The sequence below is a fragment of the Streptomyces sp. NPDC050388 genome (assembly GCF_040655635.1).
GTDB lineage: Bacteria > Actinomycetota > Actinomycetes > Streptomycetales > Streptomycetaceae > Streptomyces.
The window spans coordinates 1-13,929 of sequence record NZ_JBFAKH010000129.1 but is presented as its reverse complement, the minus strand read 5'-3'; the positions used below and the strand labels follow the sequence as shown (position 1 = coordinate 13,929).

General features: G+C 72.3%; 16 protein-coding genes and 6 tRNA genes. 13 read left to right on the top strand and 9 right to left on the bottom strand.

The genetic code is table 11. The annotated features are described in order from the left end of the window. The first annotated feature begins 163 nt into the window (after positions 1-163). Both cobA and AB0I73_RS37705 read left to right on the top strand, forming a co-directional pair. Positions 164-1,423, top strand: coding sequence for a uroporphyrinogen-III C-methyltransferase (cobA, locus tag AB0I73_RS37710; protein ID WP_363044925.1), 1,260 nt, complete (start codon positions 164-166; stop codon positions 1,421-1,423). A gap of 89 nt (positions 1,424-1,512) precedes the next feature. After that, a complete protein-coding gene (locus AB0I73_RS37705; protein WP_363044924.1) occupies positions 1,513-2,331 on the top strand; it encodes an RNA methyltransferase in 819 nt (272 codons plus the stop codon). A gap of 381 nt (positions 2,332-2,712) precedes the next feature. Here the strand turns inward: AB0I73_RS37705 and AB0I73_RS37700 are convergent, their stop codons facing one another. Next, positions 2,713-4,170 carry a protein kinase gene (locus tag AB0I73_RS37700; protein ID WP_363044923.1) on the bottom strand — a complete coding sequence of 486 codons (1,458 nt, stop codon included), beginning with the start codon at positions 4,168-4,170 and terminating at the stop codon, positions 2,713-2,715. Between the two features lie 196 nt (positions 4,171-4,366). Here AB0I73_RS37700 and AB0I73_RS37695 point away from each other — a divergent pair, with 196 nt between their 5' ends. From AB0I73_RS37695 to AB0I73_RS37680, 4 genes are all read left to right on the top strand, one after another. Next, a complete protein-coding gene (locus tag AB0I73_RS37695; RefSeq protein WP_109379505.1) occupies positions 4,367-4,597 on the top strand; it encodes a hypothetical protein in 231 nt (76 codons plus the stop codon). A 285-nt stretch (positions 4,598-4,882) separates the two neighbouring features. After that, complete coding sequence (locus tag AB0I73_RS37690) at positions 4,883-5,092, top strand: hypothetical protein (protein WP_109379504.1); 210 nt, start codon at positions 4,883-4,885, stop codon at positions 5,090-5,092. A 258-nt stretch (positions 5,093-5,350) separates the two neighbouring features. Beyond that, positions 5,351-6,283: an aminoglycoside phosphotransferase family protein gene (locus AB0I73_RS37685; protein WP_363044922.1), complete on the top strand. Its 933-nt coding sequence runs from the start codon at positions 5,351-5,353 to the stop codon at positions 6,281-6,283. Between the two features lie 79 nt (positions 6,284-6,362). After that, complete coding sequence (locus AB0I73_RS37680; protein ID WP_363044921.1) at positions 6,363-6,644, top strand: zf-TFIIB domain-containing protein; 282 nt, start codon at positions 6,363-6,365, stop codon at positions 6,642-6,644. A gap of 55 nt (positions 6,645-6,699) precedes the next feature. Here AB0I73_RS37680 and AB0I73_RS37675 read toward each other — a convergent pair. The 5 genes from AB0I73_RS37675 to AB0I73_RS37655 all read right to left on the bottom strand — a co-directional run bounded on the left by AB0I73_RS37675 (position 6,700) and on the right by AB0I73_RS37655 (position 7,164). Continuing rightward, a tRNA-Val gene (locus AB0I73_RS37675) sits at positions 6,700-6,774 on the bottom strand. Between the two features lie 43 nt (positions 6,775-6,817). Next, a tRNA-Val gene (locus AB0I73_RS37670) sits at positions 6,818-6,889 on the bottom strand. Positions 6,890-6,908: 19 nt separating this feature from the next. Further along, positions 6,909-6,980, bottom strand: a tRNA-Val gene (locus tag AB0I73_RS37665). Position 6,981: 1 nt separating this feature from the next. Further along, positions 6,982-7,055 (bottom strand) — tRNA-Cys (locus AB0I73_RS37660). A gap of 36 nt (positions 7,056-7,091) precedes the next feature. Next, a tRNA-Gly gene (locus AB0I73_RS37655) sits at positions 7,092-7,164 on the bottom strand. Positions 7,165-7,319: 155 nt separating this feature from the next. On the opposite strand from AB0I73_RS37655, the gene AB0I73_RS37650 reads away from it, so the two are divergent. From AB0I73_RS37650 to AB0I73_RS37640, 3 genes are read left to right on the top strand one after another with little or no spacing between them, the layout of a single operon-like run. Further along, a complete protein-coding gene (locus AB0I73_RS37650; protein WP_363044920.1) occupies positions 7,320-8,366 on the top strand; it encodes a chorismate-binding protein in 1,047 nt (348 codons plus the stop codon). Between the two features lie 2 nt (positions 8,367-8,368). Then, entirely contained in the window at positions 8,369-9,190 is an 822-nt protein-coding gene (locus AB0I73_RS37645; protein WP_363044919.1) for an aminodeoxychorismate lyase, read from the top strand. A gap of 52 nt (positions 9,191-9,242) precedes the next feature. Then, entirely contained in the window at positions 9,243-10,073 is an 831-nt protein-coding gene (locus tag AB0I73_RS37640) for a GNAT family N-acetyltransferase (RefSeq protein WP_363044918.1), read from the top strand. 60 nt (positions 10,074-10,133) lie between these two features. Here the strand turns inward: AB0I73_RS37640 and AB0I73_RS37635 are convergent, their stop codons facing one another. Next, positions 10,134-10,652: a DsbA family protein gene (locus AB0I73_RS37635; RefSeq protein ID WP_363044917.1), complete on the bottom strand. Its 519-nt coding sequence runs from the start codon at positions 10,650-10,652 to the stop codon at positions 10,134-10,136. A gap of 239 nt (positions 10,653-10,891) precedes the next feature. On the opposite strand from AB0I73_RS37635, the gene AB0I73_RS37630 reads away from it, so the two are divergent. Beyond that, the gene (locus tag AB0I73_RS37630; RefSeq protein ID WP_363044916.1) at positions 10,892-11,341 is read left to right on the top strand and encodes a hypothetical protein; all 450 of its coding nucleotides are present in this window, start codon (positions 10,892-10,894) and stop codon (positions 11,339-11,341) included. A gap of 191 nt (positions 11,342-11,532) precedes the next feature. Beyond that, entirely contained in the window at positions 11,533-11,685 is a 153-nt protein-coding gene (locus AB0I73_RS37625; protein ID WP_363044915.1) for a hypothetical protein, read from the top strand. 129 nt (positions 11,686-11,814) lie between these two features. On the opposite strand, the gene AB0I73_RS37620 is transcribed toward AB0I73_RS37625, so the two are convergent. Further along, on the bottom strand, positions 11,815-12,375 hold the full coding sequence (locus AB0I73_RS37620) for a CGNR zinc finger domain-containing protein (protein ID WP_363044914.1): 561 nt from the start codon (positions 12,373-12,375) through the stop codon (positions 11,815-11,817). Between the two features lie 286 nt (positions 12,376-12,661). Further along, positions 12,662-13,075, bottom strand: coding sequence for an SsgA family sporulation/cell division regulator (locus tag AB0I73_RS37615; protein ID WP_004002642.1), 414 nt, complete (start codon positions 13,073-13,075; stop codon positions 12,662-12,664). A 191-nt stretch (positions 13,076-13,266) separates the two neighbouring features. Between AB0I73_RS37615 and AB0I73_RS37610 the strand changes: the two genes are divergently transcribed. Both AB0I73_RS37610 and AB0I73_RS37605 read left to right on the top strand, forming a co-directional pair. Continuing rightward, on the top strand, positions 13,267-13,728 hold the full coding sequence (locus tag AB0I73_RS37610; RefSeq protein WP_363044913.1) for a TIGR02611 family protein: 462 nt from the start codon (positions 13,267-13,269) through the stop codon (positions 13,726-13,728). 78 nt (positions 13,729-13,806) lie between these two features. Next, positions 13,807-13,878, top strand: a tRNA-Val gene (locus AB0I73_RS37605). Positions 13,879-13,929: the final 51 nt, after the last annotated feature.

The window sequence follows — 13,929 nt, the reverse complement described above, 5'->3', positions numbered from 1 at the left end:
TCATGGGCGGCTTCGACCACAGTGAGGAGGGCGAGCCGGGCGACCCGGGCGCCCCGCGGGTGATCGTCACGGGGTTCGCCTTCTGGGGTCCACACACCGCACGTCAGGGCCGCTCCAGTGCCGTAGCGCCCGCGCCCGCCGCCTGTACGAGGAGCCGCACCTCATGGCCGAATACCCCGCCTACCCCGTGGGCCTCCGCCTCACCGGCCGCCGAGTGGTCGTGCTCGGCGGCGGCCAGGTCGCCCAGCGCCGCCTGCCCGCCCTCATCGCGGCCGGCGGCGACATCCTTCTGATCTCCCCCGAGGCGACGCCGTCGGTGGAGGCGATGGCGGACGCCGGCGAGATCACCTGGCAGCGGCGCCGGTACACCGAGGGCGACCTCGCGGACGCCTGGTACGCCCTGATCGCCACCGGCGACGACGAGGCCAACACCCGGGCCTCCGCCGAGGCGGAACGCCACCGCGTCTGGTGCGTCCGTTCCGACGACGCGGACCGGGCCACCGCCTGGACCCCGGCCACCGGGCACAGCGAGGGCGTCACCGTCGCCGTCCTCACCACGGACGCCAAGGGCCGCGACCCCCGCCGCACCGCCGCCATCCGTGACGCCGTGGTCGAGGGCCTGCGCGACGGCACCCTCGTCGCCCCGCACCACCGCACCCGCACCCCGGGCGTCGCCCTGGTCGGCGGCGGTCCCGGTGACCCGGACCTGATCACCGTGCGCGGCCGCCGGCTGCTCGCCGAGGCGGACGTCGTCATCGCCGACCGGCTCGGCCCGCGCGACCTGCTGGCCGAACTCCCGCCGCACGTCGAGGTGATCGACGCGGCGAAGATCCCGTACGGCCGGTTCATGGCGCAGGAGGCCATCAACAACGCGTTGATCGAACACGCCAGGCAGGGCAAGTCGGTGGTCCGGCTCAAGGGCGGCGACCCGTATGTCTTCGGTCGCGGCATGGAGGAGCTTCAGGCGCTCGCCGAGGCGGGCATCCCGTGCACGGTCGTCCCCGGCATCTCCAGTTCCATCTCGGTGCCGGGTGCTGCCGGGATTCCGGTCACCCACCGCGGTGTGGCCCATGAGTTCACCGTGGTCAGCGGCCATGTCGCGCCCGACGACGAGCGTTCCCTGGCCGACTGGCCGTCCCTGGCGAAACTGACCGGCACCCTGGTGGTCCTCATGGGTGTCGACAAGATCGGCCGGATCGCCGAGACCCTCGTGGCGCACGGCAGGTCCCCGGACACCCCGGTCGCCCTGGTCCAGGAGGGCACCACGGCCGCGCAGCGCCGCGTCGACGCCACCCTCGCCACGGTCGCCGAGACCGTCCGCGCCGAGGAGGTCAAACCGCCGGCGGTGATCGTCATCGGGGAGGTCGTGAACGTCGGCTCCCCGTCCGCGCAGGCTCCGAAGCCTTCGCGGGCCTCGCGGTGACCCCGGGCGACCCATCCGGAAGTAACCCTCGGTAACACGGCCGGTCCCGGCCGTTGGCACCCCATCCAGGACAAGGCAGTATCACCCCTGTGGCCGATCTCATCACCCTTGAGGACCCCGACGACCCGCGCCTGCACGACTACACGGGCCTGACCGACGTGGAGCTGCGCCGCACACGTGAACCCGCCGAGGGCCTGTTCATCGCCGAGGGCGAGAAGGTCATCAGACGCGCCAAGGACGCGGGCTACGAGATGCGCTCCATGCTGCTCTCGGCCAAGTGGGTCGACGTCATGCGCGACGTCATCGACGAACTCCCCGCGCCGGTCTACGCCGTGAGCCCAGAACTCGCCGAACGGGTCACCGGCTACCACGTGCACCGCGGCGCGCTCGCCTCCATGCAGCGCAAGCCACTGCCCACGGCGGCCGAACTCCTCCCCACCACCCGCCGGGTGGTGGTCATGGAGTCGGTCAACGACCACACCAACATCGGGGCCATCTTCCGCTCGGCGGCGGCCCTCGGCATGGACGCCGTCCTGCTCTCCCCGGACTGCGCCGACCCGCTCTACCGCCGCAGTGTCAAGGTCTCCATGGGCGCGGTCTTCTCCGTGCCGTACGCCCGGCTGGACAACTGGCCCAAGAGCCTGGAAACGGTCCGCGAGGCGGGCTTCACACTCCTCGCCCTGACACCCGACGAGAAGGCCCGGAGCCTCGACGAGACCGCCCCGCACCGGATGGACCGGGTCGCCCTCATGCTGGGTGCGGAGGGCGACGGACTGTCCGCCCAGGCCCTGGTCGCGGCCGACGAACGGGTCCGCATCCCGATGTCCCACGGCGTCGACTCCCTCAACGTGGGCGCCGCGGCCGCGGTCGCCTTCTACGCGGTGGCGACGGGCCGGCCGGCCCCGTGAGGGGCCGGTGACCGCTCGCCGGGGAGTGCGCCCGAGGCCGCGTCAGCTCGATCGCGTGGTGGCCCGTTCGCGAGCCTGTGGTGCCCTGGGCCGGGCTGACGTGAGCATGCGATCCGGGACGCCGGGTACGGCGCCGACGTGCGGGGCGGTGTCCATAGCGGCCTCCGGCCGCGGGGGCCTCCCGGGACCGGACCGCGCACCGGATGCGTGTCGCCGACTCGGGGCCGAGTACGCCGGGGACCAGTGCGCCCAGGACCGTTCGGGGCGTGCGGCCGAGAGGGCGCACTTCTGCTCAGCCTTCAGGAACGGTACCGAAGCACGAGCCGTAGAGCGATCCGAAGACGTGGGACTCGGCGGGCGCGGGTCCGCGACCCCGCCGGGTCAGCCGTCCCGGCCAGTCCTCGACACATACCGCTCGGACACGAGCTCGCCCCGCACCGTCGGTTCCTGGCCGTTCCACCCCTGCCCCTGCTGGATCCGCACGCCGTTGCCGCCGCTGTTGCCGTCGTCACCGAGTCCGTGGGCCGGGCCCTGGCAGCCCTGCACCAGGGCGATGCCGACCGCGACGACCAACGTCACCACGACGAACACGAACAGCCGCTGCCGGAGCAGCCGCGGATTGGCCGGCCGCAGCCCGCCACCCGCCGTCCGGGGTCCGGGACGACGGGAACCGGTGCCCGACCGGGTCGGGTTCCGCGACCCCGGCGTGGACCGCGGACCGGACCGGGACGGCGTACCACCGCGCGAGGCGCCACCGCGTGACGGGCCGCCCCCGCGCGCCGCGGGCACCCGCCGGTCGCCGCGCCGCGGCGACGGCCCGCTCCCGGCGGCCGGAGTGGCACCGCGTCCGGCGGACGCCCCGGACGGCGGGGGAGTGGCCCGGCCCCCGGGCGTGCCCTGCTGACCCGGGGCCCGACGCTGCACGCGGTCCGGATAGGTGCCGGCCTGCCGCCCGGTCATCCGCTCCGGCTCCGCGCCGCGGGGTGCGGGCGGACGTACGTCGGCGAATCCCTGGCCCTCCCGCGCGGCGATCTCCTTGAGCCGCAGTGACAACTGGAGGGTGCTGGGCCGCTCCTCGGGGTCCTTCGACAGACAGGCGCGGACGAGCGGCGCCAACGCGTCCGGGACATCGTGCAGATGAGCCTCCTCGTGCACGACGCGGTACAGCATCACCTCGGAACTGCCGTGCCCGAAGGGCGAGTCGCCCATCGACGCGTACGCGAGCGTGGCACCCAGCGAGAACACGTCCGTGGCCGGGGTGACGGCCGCACCGCGCACCTGCTCCGGGGCGAGGAAGCCGGGGGAGCCGACCGCCGTACCGACGTGGGTGAGCGTCGAGGCGCCGGTGGCCCAGGCGATGCCGAAGTCGATGATCCGCGGCCCCTTCGGGGACAGCAGGATGTTGGACGGCTTCAGGTCCCGGTGCACCACCCCGGCCTCGTGCACGGCGACCAGCCCCTCCGACAGGGCCGCGCCGACCGCGGCGACCTCGGCCGCGCCGAGCGGCCCCTCGTCGGCGACCCGGTCGTGCAGCGACGGGCCGGGCACGTACTGCGTGGCGAACCACGGCCGGTCCGCGTCCAGGTCGGCGGCCACCAGGCGGGCCGTGCACCCGCCGCGGATCCGGCGCGCGGCGGAGACCTCGCGGGCGAACCGCGAACGGAACTCCTGGTCCTCCGCCAGATCGGGACGGATGACCTTCAACGCCACCCGCTGCCCCTTCTTGTCGGAGCCCAGGTAGACGACGCCCATCCCGCCCGCACCGAGCCGCCGGTGAAGTCTGAAAGAGCCGACGACGCGCGGGTCCTCGCGCCTCAGGCGCATCATCGCCATGTTCATCCCCGCTGCCCGGTCCTGTGACGTGCCTCAGCTTACGTTTCCCCGGGCCCCCGTGCGCAGAGGCCGCGCCCTCTCGCGACGACGGATTGTCAGTGGTGGGTGGGAAACTTGAAGAGTGGTCGGGAAAGGCGCGAGCAGGCCGGGCCCGCGCCCGAGCATGATCCCAACCACTTGACACCGAAGGGGGATTGATCAAGTGAAGGGTGATCGTGTGGAGATAGTCGTGGACGCGGGGGACACGACGCGGACGTACGAGGTGGTGGCGAGCCGGGCGGGCCGCAGGGTGGAGACAGCGGTGCGCCGGGGCGTGGTGGAAGTGAGTGAAGTCACGCGTACGGGCTCGGTGGTGCGGACCGCCCGTTTCATGGCGAACCGCGTGCTCGCGCTGGTCGAGCAGCCGGTGCCGAGGGCGGACGATTCCGAGTAGGCGAGGGGACGGGCGGGGCGTCCCGGAGCGGCCGTCCCCTCGGGGATGTCCCTGATACGGAGGAGTCCGTCTCCACCCAGGGGAGTACACCGCAGGGCATGGCTCATCCTCCGGGAGGCCCGGTAATCGGTACGAGGGCATGACGTCCGGGCGGCGCCGGGCCCCTAGATTTGAGATCGAGCGGCGGGTGCGGTACTCGTCCCCCGAGGTCGGACGCCCGCCGCTGCCAAGGTGCACAAAGGCACCTGAAGCAGCATGACAACAGAAACGGTCAGGAGAGGGGTCATGGCCCACACGGCACCGCGGACACTCGTCCGCACGCGGGTACAGCAGGCGGGCACCGCCGCGTTCCGCCCGCGCCGCGAGGGCCGTCGCCACCCCGTGGTGGCGACACTCATGGCCCTCCCCCTGGCGGTCCTGCTCCTCCTCGTCTTCGACGGGTGGGAGACGGTGGCCACACAAGCGTCGTCCGTGGGCGAGATGCTGGGGCGCTGAGCGGCGACCCCAGGCCCGGAAGAGCGGTCCGGGCGGGGACATCCACCCATGAAACCCCGTGGGGACGGGGGTGCGGCGGACGGCACAAATGCCGGCGCAGCTGGGGAGCTGCGCCGGCACTTTCTTGCGCCTGAGCCGGCGCGTACAGCTGTCTCGTCGCTGCGGTGAGCCGTGTCTCTCCTTCCCCCTCGCGCGACCGGGGCCAACGTCGGCCACACCCCCGCATACCCTCTCCCCAGGCCGCACCCAGGGAGTCCCGTGACAGCCACCGCCCTCCTTCCCGAACTCACCGCCCGGGCCGAAGGCATCGCCCACACCCGCACCCCCACCTGCCCCTGCGGGGCGACCGGCACCCTGGCCGACCGCCCGGACGGCACCGTCGTCCGGCACGCGGACACCGTCGCGAAGGCCCATGCCCCGGACGCCGACGCCGGTGAGCTGGCCCGGCGCCTCACCATTTCCGCCGGGCTCCCGGACGTGTTCCTGTCCTCGCTCGGACCGGCACCGGTCGACCTGCACGGACGTCTCGTGACCTTCTGGCCGTACGGCAGCCCGGTCGACCCGGACGATCCCGACGCCGCCCCCTGGGAGGCCGTCGGTACCCTGCTCGCCCTGCTGCACCGCGCACCCGTGCCCGGGTCGGCGCCGGACATGCGCGGCCCCCTCAAGGCGGCCCGTGCCGTCGCCGGGCTCCGCGCCGTCGGCGATCACCCGGCTGCGGCTCCCGTGCTGCGGGCCTGGGCGGCCCTGCCCGCCTGGGCGCGCGCCGAGGCCCCCATGCCGCAGCCGGCCGCCCTGTGCCACGGCGATCTCCACCTGGGTCAGCTGGTACGCCTGCCCGAGGGGCCCTGGCGGCTGATAGACATCGACGATCTCGGCGTGGGCGCCCCGGCCTGGGACCTCGCACGCCCCGCGGCCTGGTTCGCCTGCGGGCTGCTGCCGGGAGAGGAATGGCTACGGTTCCTCGACGCCTACCGGGCCGCGGGCGGAACCGCGTTCGGTCCGGGGGACGAGCCCTGGACCGTCCTGGACGTCCCGGCCCGCGCCCTCACCGTGCAGACCGCCGCGCGAACGGTCACCAAGGCCGTGGCGGAGGGGCGGGACCTGGACGAGGTGGACCGTGCCGTGGTCGACGCCTGCCGGCGAATGGCCGCGATCCCGGGCCAGTTGACGCACAAGTCGACGAAGTAGGCTGCAACCGACCGCAGCCGGACAGAGTCTGTCCTGGCGAAACACGAAGCAGGGCCGACCGGCGAGGAGTTGACCGAACATGCAGTGTCCGAAGTGTCGTGCGCCGATGCACACCTACAACCGCAACGGTGTCCAGATCGAGCAGTGCAGCGGCTGTCGAGGCATCTTTCTCGACTACGGCGAACTCGAGTCGCTGACCCGGCTGGAGTCCCAGTGGTCCCAGCCCGCGCCGCCGCCCGCGCCGCCCGCCCCGCAGGCGTACCCGGCGGCGCCGCAGCCCGTTTGGGGCGCCCCGCACGGCGGTCACCACTACGGCCACCACCGGAACAAGGGCTTCGGCCGCATGCTGTTCTCGTCCTGATCGCGCCCCGAGGACGACGGAACCCCCGGCCGCTGAGCGGCCGGGGGTTCCGGGGTGGTGGACGATACTGGGATTGAACCAGTGACCTCTTCCGTGTCAGGGAAGCGCTCTCCCGCTGAGCTAATCGTCCTCGGGACCACGATCGCTCCGAGGAGCGGATCACGGACGGTGCGTGCGCGATACTGGGATTGAACCAGTGACCTCTTCCGTGTCAGGGAAGCGCTCTCCCGCTGAGCTAATCGCGCGGAGGATCCGAAGATCCAGTGGACGATACTGGGATTGAACCAGTGACCTCTTCCGTGTCAGGGAAGCGCTCTCCCGCTGAGCTAATCGTCCATGGAGGTGGAGACGGGATTTGAACCCGTGTAGACGGCTTTGCAGGCCGTTGCCTCGCCTCTCGGCCACTCCACCAGGAGTGTGGGGGCCCGGGAGGCCCCCGTTCCTTCGAGCGGACGACGAGGTTCGAACTCGCGACCTCAACCTTGGCAAGGTTGCGCTCTACCAACTGAGCTACGTCCGCCTGTCGATCCGGCCCGCTTCCGCGTCCCGGCGACGTGGTGAACTCTAGCGGATTCCGGGGCCAGTACAAAAACCCGTTTGTGCAGCGTGCTGCGCTGCGCCCGCCCGCGGACACGGCCAGGTCACCTCGGCGCCCCCCGCCATAGACTCGACAACGTGCTCGATCTCCCACCCCTCGCCCGTTTCGGCAGCCGCGTGGCCACCGGACTCCTCGACGTCACCGACGATCCCGCGGCACTGGATTCCCTTGGCTTCTGGGCCGTCTGCGCGAACTTCGAGGGCCGTCTGACCTGCGCACGCTTCCGGGACGTCCGCGAGCAGCCGGTGCCCGCGCCGGTGCCGGGCGGCTGGCGGGGGCCCGCCGTCGGCGACTGGACGTCCTCCCTCGACCACGAGGCGTACGTGGCCGGCGTCCGGCGCATCCGCGGGCACATAGCCGCCGGCGAGGTGTACCAGGCCAACCTCTGCCGGGTGCTTTCCGCCCCCGTCCCGGCCGACGCCGACGTGGACGCCCTCACCGCCCTGCTGGCACGCGGCAACCCGGCCCCGTACGCGGGAACGATCCGCCTGCCCGGACACGGTGTGGAGATCGCCACCGCGTCACCCGAGCTCTTCCTGAGCCGCGCGGGGCGGACCGTCGAGTCCGGGCCGATCAAGGGCACCGGACGCACCGAGGCCGACCTCCTGGACAAGGACCACGCCGAGAACGTGATGATCGTGGACCTCGTCCGCAACGACCTCGGACAGGTCTGCGCCACCGGCAGCGTCACGGTGCCCGACCTGTGCGTCGTCGAGAAGCATCCGGGGCTGGTGCACCTCGTGTCCACGGTGCGGGGCGAACTGCGGCCCGGGGCCGGCTGGCCCGACCTGTTCGCCGCCGCTTTCCCGCCCGGCTCCGTCACCGGCGCGCCCAAGTCGAGCGCCCTGCGGATCATCGGCGCCCTGGAACGGGCGCCCCGCGGTCCGTACTGCGGCGGCATCGGCTGGGTCGACGCCGACCGGGGCACCGCCGGGCTGGCGGTGGGCATCCGCACCTTCTGGATCGACCGGCGGGCGGACGGCGCCGCCGTGCTCCGGTTCGGCACCGGCGCCGGCATCACCTGGGGCTCGGACCCGGAGAGGGAGTGGCGGGAGACCGAACTGAAGGCGTCCCGGCTGCTCGCGGTAGCGTCGGGCGGGCACGAGGTGAGTGAAGGGACCTAGAGGTGAAGATCTGGCTCGACGGCGGGCTGCAGGACACCGAGTCCGCCCGCGTTTCCGTCTTCGACCACGGACTGACCGTGGGCGACGGCATCTTCGAGACGGTGAAGGCCGTGAACGGCAGGCCGTTCGCGCTGACCCGGCATCTGGACCGGCTGGCCCGCTCGGCCCGCGGCCTCGGCCTGCCCGAACCCGACGCCGACGAGGTCCGCCACGCCTGCGCGGCCGTCCTCGAGGCCAACCCGATGCCGCTCGGCCGGCTGCGCATCACCTATACCGGCGGCCACGGCCCCCTCGGCTCCGACCGCGGCGAACACGGCCCGACGCTCCTCGTCGCCCTGGGCGACACCGCCCGCCGTCCCGACTCCACCGCCGTGATCACCGTCCCCTGGACCCGCAACGAACGCGGCGCGCTCACCGGCCTGAAGACCACCTCCTACGCCGAGAACGTGGTCGCCCTCGCCCGTGCCCGTGAACAGGGTGCCTCCGAAGCGCTGTTCGGCAACACGGTCGGCCGGCTCTGCGAGGGCACGGGCTCGAACGTCTTCGTCGTCCTGGACGGCGAGATCCACACCCCGCCGGTCGCCTCCGGCTGCCTCGCGGGCATCACCCGGGCGCTGGCCGTCGAGTGGACCGGCGCGACCGAGACCGACCTGCCGATGGACGTCCTCCGGCGGGCCGACGAGATCTTCCTCACCTCCACCCTGCGGGACGTGCAGGCCGTGCACCGTGTCGACGACCGTGAACTGCCGGGCGCGCCGGGCCCGGTGACCGCCAAGGCCATGCGGATCTTCGACGAGCACGCCACGGCCGACCTCGATCCGTGAGCGCGCGGAAATTCGGCTGACCCGACGGGCCGCAGTGGGTAGAACCCCGGTGATGACCACGACCCTGCGGCCGACCGAGCCGCTCCAGCAGAGTCCTGACGGCACGCGTTCCCGCCGCTACCAGGTGTGCGTGAACAGCCGTCCCGTCGGACGCGTACGACTCGGCACCGAGCCCGCCCCGGGTGACGCCGTGGCCCGCATCATGAGCCTGCGGATAGATGAGCCGGACCGCAGACGCGGCCGGGGCACGGTGGCCGCGCTCGCCGCCGAGGAGATCGCGCGGAGCTGGGGCTGCCGCCGTATCGAGGCGAGCGTCCCCGCTGACCCCGGCGCCGACGTAGCCTTCCGCCTCGCCACGGCGCTCGGCTACGTCGTACGCAACTACGCCATGGAGAAGGCGCTGGGCGACGCCCCGCCCGCCCTGCCGGAGGGCAGTCACGCACGGCCGATGACCGACGCCGAGTACGGCCCGTGGTCCGCCAAGAACGAGGCGGACCACGCGCGGAACCGGATCGAGCGCGGCGTTCCGGAGGCCGGGGCGCGGGCCATGGCGGCCGAGAACCATGCCGCCCTGCTGCCCGACGGACCCAGGACCGAGGGCATGCTCCTCAGCGTCCTCGAACACCGGGGCACGCCCGTGGGCACACTGTGGCTCGCGGTGCGGGGGGAGCGTGCGTACGTGTTCGACGTCGAGACCGCCGCCGCGCACCGCGGTCAGGGGCACGGACGTTCCCTCATGCTGCTCGCCGAGGCCCAGGCGGTCGCCGCCGGGAAACCGGCCGTCGGGCTCAACGTCTTCACGGGCAACACCCCGGCGGAGCGGCTCTACACGTCACTCGGCTACCGGACGACGCGGTACGCGATGTACAAGCACCTGCTGTGACCGGGGCCCCACGCGAGAGGCGGAGCCGGTTCGTGGAGGCCGGGCGGCCCCGATCCACCCCTACTGCTCGGCCAGCAGCCGGTCCGTGATCTCCTCGATGCGTTCGCGCAGACCCTCCTGGCTCTTGCCGCCGTCGAGGCGCTCGCCACCGATGACATAGGTCGGAGTGCCGGTCACCCCGATCGCCTTGCCCTCGGCCTGGTCCGCGTCCACGATCAGGATGTGCCGGCCGTCGATCAGCGCGGTGTCGAACTCCTCGGCGTCCAGCCCGAGTTCCCGGGCGACCCGGACCAGGAAGGGCTCTCCCTCACGGGCCAGCTCCTCGACCCGTCCCAGCACGGCCTCGGCATACGCCCAGCCCTGCCCCTGCTCGACCGCCTCCTCGACGGCCTGCGCGGCGGCGAAGGCGTGCCTGTGCTTCTCCAGCGGGAAATGCCGCAGCCGCACTTCCAGACGGTCGCCGTAACGGGCACGCAGGGCGCGGAGATCGTCGAGGGCGCCGCGGCAGTCCGGGCACTGCAGCTCGCACCACACGTCGAGAACGGGGGCGGCGGCACGGTCGGGGGAGGAGTCACTCATGGCCGACAGTCTCCCAGCCCCGCCCCACAGCACCCAACCGGATCTCGGACGATCGTCCGTACCGGGTCCGACGAGGAAGCACGGCGCACCGGCACCTGGGGAGGAGCCGACCCGGAGATGTCCCTGATCTGCGATCGGAGCATGGCCCGACGGGGTCCGGAAGGTGCAGGATGGAAGGGCGCGGAGTGCCTGTCGTCACGTGCCCGTCGCCACCGAACCGACTCTGCCTGGAGGACCGGATGATTGCCGAGACCGTCTGTGCCGCCGTCTCCGCGGCAGGCCTGGGCATCGCGCTGGTCACGGCGTGGCGCAAGCGCTTCCTCGCCGCGACCCGCATCGCCGCCTACTCACTCGTTCCCATAGGCCTGGTGATGACCGGCGTCGTCAAGTGGCTGGCCGGCACCGCCTTCAGCCCCACGGCCTGGGCCGGCTTCGGGCTGCTGGGCCTGGCCTGGGTGCTGTTCATGACCACGCGAGCGGTGGAGCGCCGTCGCGGCGGCACACGTGAGGAGCGGAAGGGAGGCAAGGAGCGTCGCTCGGCCGAGGCAGCCGCTCAGCCCGGGGCGGTGGCCCCGAAGGCCTCGGCGCCCTCACTGGGTCAGGGCTCCCGCCCGGCGTCCCGGCCCGCGGCCGGGGGCGACGACGACTTCAGCGACATCGAGGCGATCCTCAAGAAGCACGGCATATGAAGGTGCCGCTCCGCAGGTGACGGGGGTGACGCGGGGCAGGGCCGGGGAAACGGCTGAAACGTCACAGTCAGTCCCGGAGCGCCCGGAAACGATCGCGATTCGGGCCGTAGGCCACGGAATCGGTGAACTCGCGTTCACTACCTGAGTGGTGATCGCGTCGGACGCTTCCGATGCGTCATGATCGCCGCGAGATGCTGGACACGACACAGAGCGAGGCCGCGCCGCAGCAGGAAGAGCCGCGCGGATGCCTCTTCGCCCTTTCCCAGCCACCGCTGATGATCTTCCTTGCGGTGATCGGGTGTCTGCTGCTCACGGCTGCCCTGCACGACCTGCTGTGGCTGTGAGCCGTACCCGCGGTACCCGGCGCCACCCGTCGGGACCGCGTCGGCACGGCATCGGTTTCCTTCCCGTCCCTACGCCTGGCCCGCCCGTGTCCCGGGTCTGTCGTACGCCCGGCCCGGGGAGCCCGACGGTCAGCCCGCCGCCTCCTTGCGCCGCGCGCGGTATGCGGCGACGTGCAGGCGGTTGCCGCAGGTGCGGCTGTCGCAGTAGCGGCGCGAACGGTTGCGGGAAAGGTCGACGAAGGCGTGCCGGCAGTCCGGGGCCTCGCAGCGCCGCAGCCGCTCCCGCTCACCGGCGACCACGAAGAAGGCCAGCGCCATTCCGCAGTCCGCGGCCAGGTGGTCGGTGATCGAGGCGCCGGGAGCGAAGTAGTGCACATGCCAGTCGTAGCCGTCGTGGTTCGTGAGCCGGGGCGTGGTGCCCGCGGCCGCGACCAGTTCGTTGATCAGTTTGGCGGCGGTGTGGGCGTCGGGAGCGGCGAAGACCGCCGCGAACCGTCCGCGGAGCCTGCGCACCGCCGACAGGTCGAACTCCGTGAGTACCCCGACCTCACTCACCTGGTGCGAGTGCACGAAGCCCTCGAGCGCCGCGACGTCCGGCAGTCCGTCCGGTGCCGAGTCGTCCTCCGGTGCGGTGTTCACCAGATCCACCACGGTGTCCAGCGCGCACCGGGTGTCGTGGGTGATCAGCACGATTCGCTCCCTGGCCTGAGGGTCGGGCGGGCGCCCGCCGATGCTGGCCGATGGTAGTGGCTCCTGCGGCCCCCGGCCGCTGTCCGGCCCGCGCACGGCTTCGAAACGCGACGCGGGAAGGCCGGCCAGGGCCCCCGATCACCCGCCCGGCCGGGACGTGGGCGCAACACAACGGCGCCGCCCGCGGTGCTCCGCGGTGTCGGCGCCGGTGTGTGCCGTCGCACGGCTGTCAGGGCCCGCGCCGTCTCCCCGAGTCGACGGCGCCGGGCGGTTCGGTGAGCCCTCCCTAGCTTTCCGCCAGGATGTGTGAGAGCTCCTGATCGAGATCGAAGTGCCGGTGTTCCGTGCCGGGAGGCACGGCGGCGTCCGTGCGCTTCAGGAAGGACTCCAGAGCCCGTGCCGGGGCCTCGAGCAGGGCCTCTCCCTCCGGGGAGCTCAGGGCGATGCAGACGACGCCCTGACCATGACTGCGCGATGGCCAGACGCGGACGTCGCCGGTGCCCGTGGGACGGTGAAGCCCCTCGGCGAGGAGGTCGCGGGCGAACACCCACTCGACGGTTTCCTCGGCTCCGGTGTGAAAAGTGGCGTGCACGGCGTAGGGGTCGGCCGTGTCGTACCGCAGGCCTGCGGGGACAGGCAGGGAGGACTCGCTCGACACAACGAGGCGCAGGTGCAGCTCGCAGCTGACCGTGGTGTTCATAAGCGCCAGGGCCTTTCGCTCAGTGTGCGCTCGGGGATTCGCACGTCGGCGAAATCGACATGCCACCTACGGTGCCGTTGTAAACCCCTCTGGGTGTTTTGCATCGGTATACGTAACTCAACCGGCCGAGAGGTTGTTCGCCCGGTGCGCCCGTTCCGGTGACAGGATCGGCTCCGGTAGTGTTTGGCGGTATGAACACGGGGAGTGACTCACCCGGCGAGGCGGCCATGACGGCGGATCGGGCGGGGACGGACGGGGCGGGCCAGGCGAAGGACGAGCGCGCGCTGGGCTCACGGGCGCCGGCGTTCGTCCAGGAGCGGCGCGCCCTGCACCTGAGCTGGCAGGTCGGCGTCTTCATCGTGGGACTCGCGGTGGTGGCGGCCGGGGCCGCCATGCTGGTGCTGCCCGGGCCGGGGTGGGTGGTGATCTTCGCCGGCATGGCGATCTGGGCGACGGAGTTCGTCTGGGCCCAGTTGGTGCTCCGGTGGACCAAGCGCAAGGTCACCGAGGCGGCGCAGCGCGCCCTCGATCCCCGGGTGCGGCGCCGGAACATCATCCTGACCTCGATCGGCTTGGTGCTCGCGGCCGCGTTGACCGGGGCCTACCTGTGGAAGTTCGGCCTTGTGATGCCCTGGAAGATCGAGAACCAGTGAGCCGGGGCGGGGTGCGGCGACCGGCTCCCCGCCCGTCACGGGCACTGGCTGACATGGGGTAATGTTCTTCCTGCGTCCGGGCGATTAGCTCAGTGGGAGAGCGCTTCGTTCACACCGAAGAGGTCACTGGTTCGAACCCAGTATCGCCCACCGGATCGCGGTACGGCCCGGCTCACCAACCGGGGGCCCGGCCGGACCGCC

What these genes read in the sequence shown, in the direction of transcription:
- AB0I73_RS37690 (WP_109379504.1), top strand. Translation starts at nt 4,883, where the DNA reads ATGGCCCACACGGCACCGCGGACACTCGTCCGCACGCGGGTACAGCAG.
- AB0I73_RS37700 (WP_363044923.1), bottom strand. Translation starts at nt 4,170, where the DNA reads ATGAACATGGCGATGATGCGCCTGAGGCGCGAGGACCCGCGCGTCGTC.
- AB0I73_RS37680 (WP_363044921.1), top strand. Translation starts at nt 6,363, where the DNA reads ATGCAGTGTCCGAAGTGTCGTGCGCCGATGCACACCTACAACCGCAAC.
- AB0I73_RS37630 (WP_363044916.1), top strand. Translation starts at nt 10,892, where the DNA reads ATGATTGCCGAGACCGTCTGTGCCGCCGTCTCCGCGGCAGGCCTGGGC.
- AB0I73_RS37610 (WP_363044913.1), top strand. Translation starts at nt 13,267, where the DNA reads ATGAACACGGGGAGTGACTCACCCGGCGAGGCGGCCATGACGGCGGAT.
- cobA (WP_363044925.1), top strand. Translation starts at nt 164, where the DNA reads ATGGCCGAATACCCCGCCTACCCCGTGGGCCTCCGCCTCACCGGCCGC.
- AB0I73_RS37615 (WP_004002642.1), bottom strand. Translation starts at nt 13,075, where the DNA reads ATGAACACCACGGTCAGCTGCGAGCTGCACCTGCGCCTCGTTGTGTCG.
- AB0I73_RS37635 (WP_363044917.1), bottom strand. Translation starts at nt 10,652, where the DNA reads ATGAGTGACTCCTCCCCCGACCGTGCCGCCGCCCCCGTTCTCGACGTG.
- AB0I73_RS37640 (WP_363044918.1), top strand. Translation starts at nt 9,243, where the DNA reads ATGACCACGACCCTGCGGCCGACCGAGCCGCTCCAGCAGAGTCCTGAC.
- AB0I73_RS37625 (WP_363044915.1), top strand. Translation starts at nt 11,533, where the DNA reads ATGCTGGACACGACACAGAGCGAGGCCGCGCCGCAGCAGGAAGAGCCG.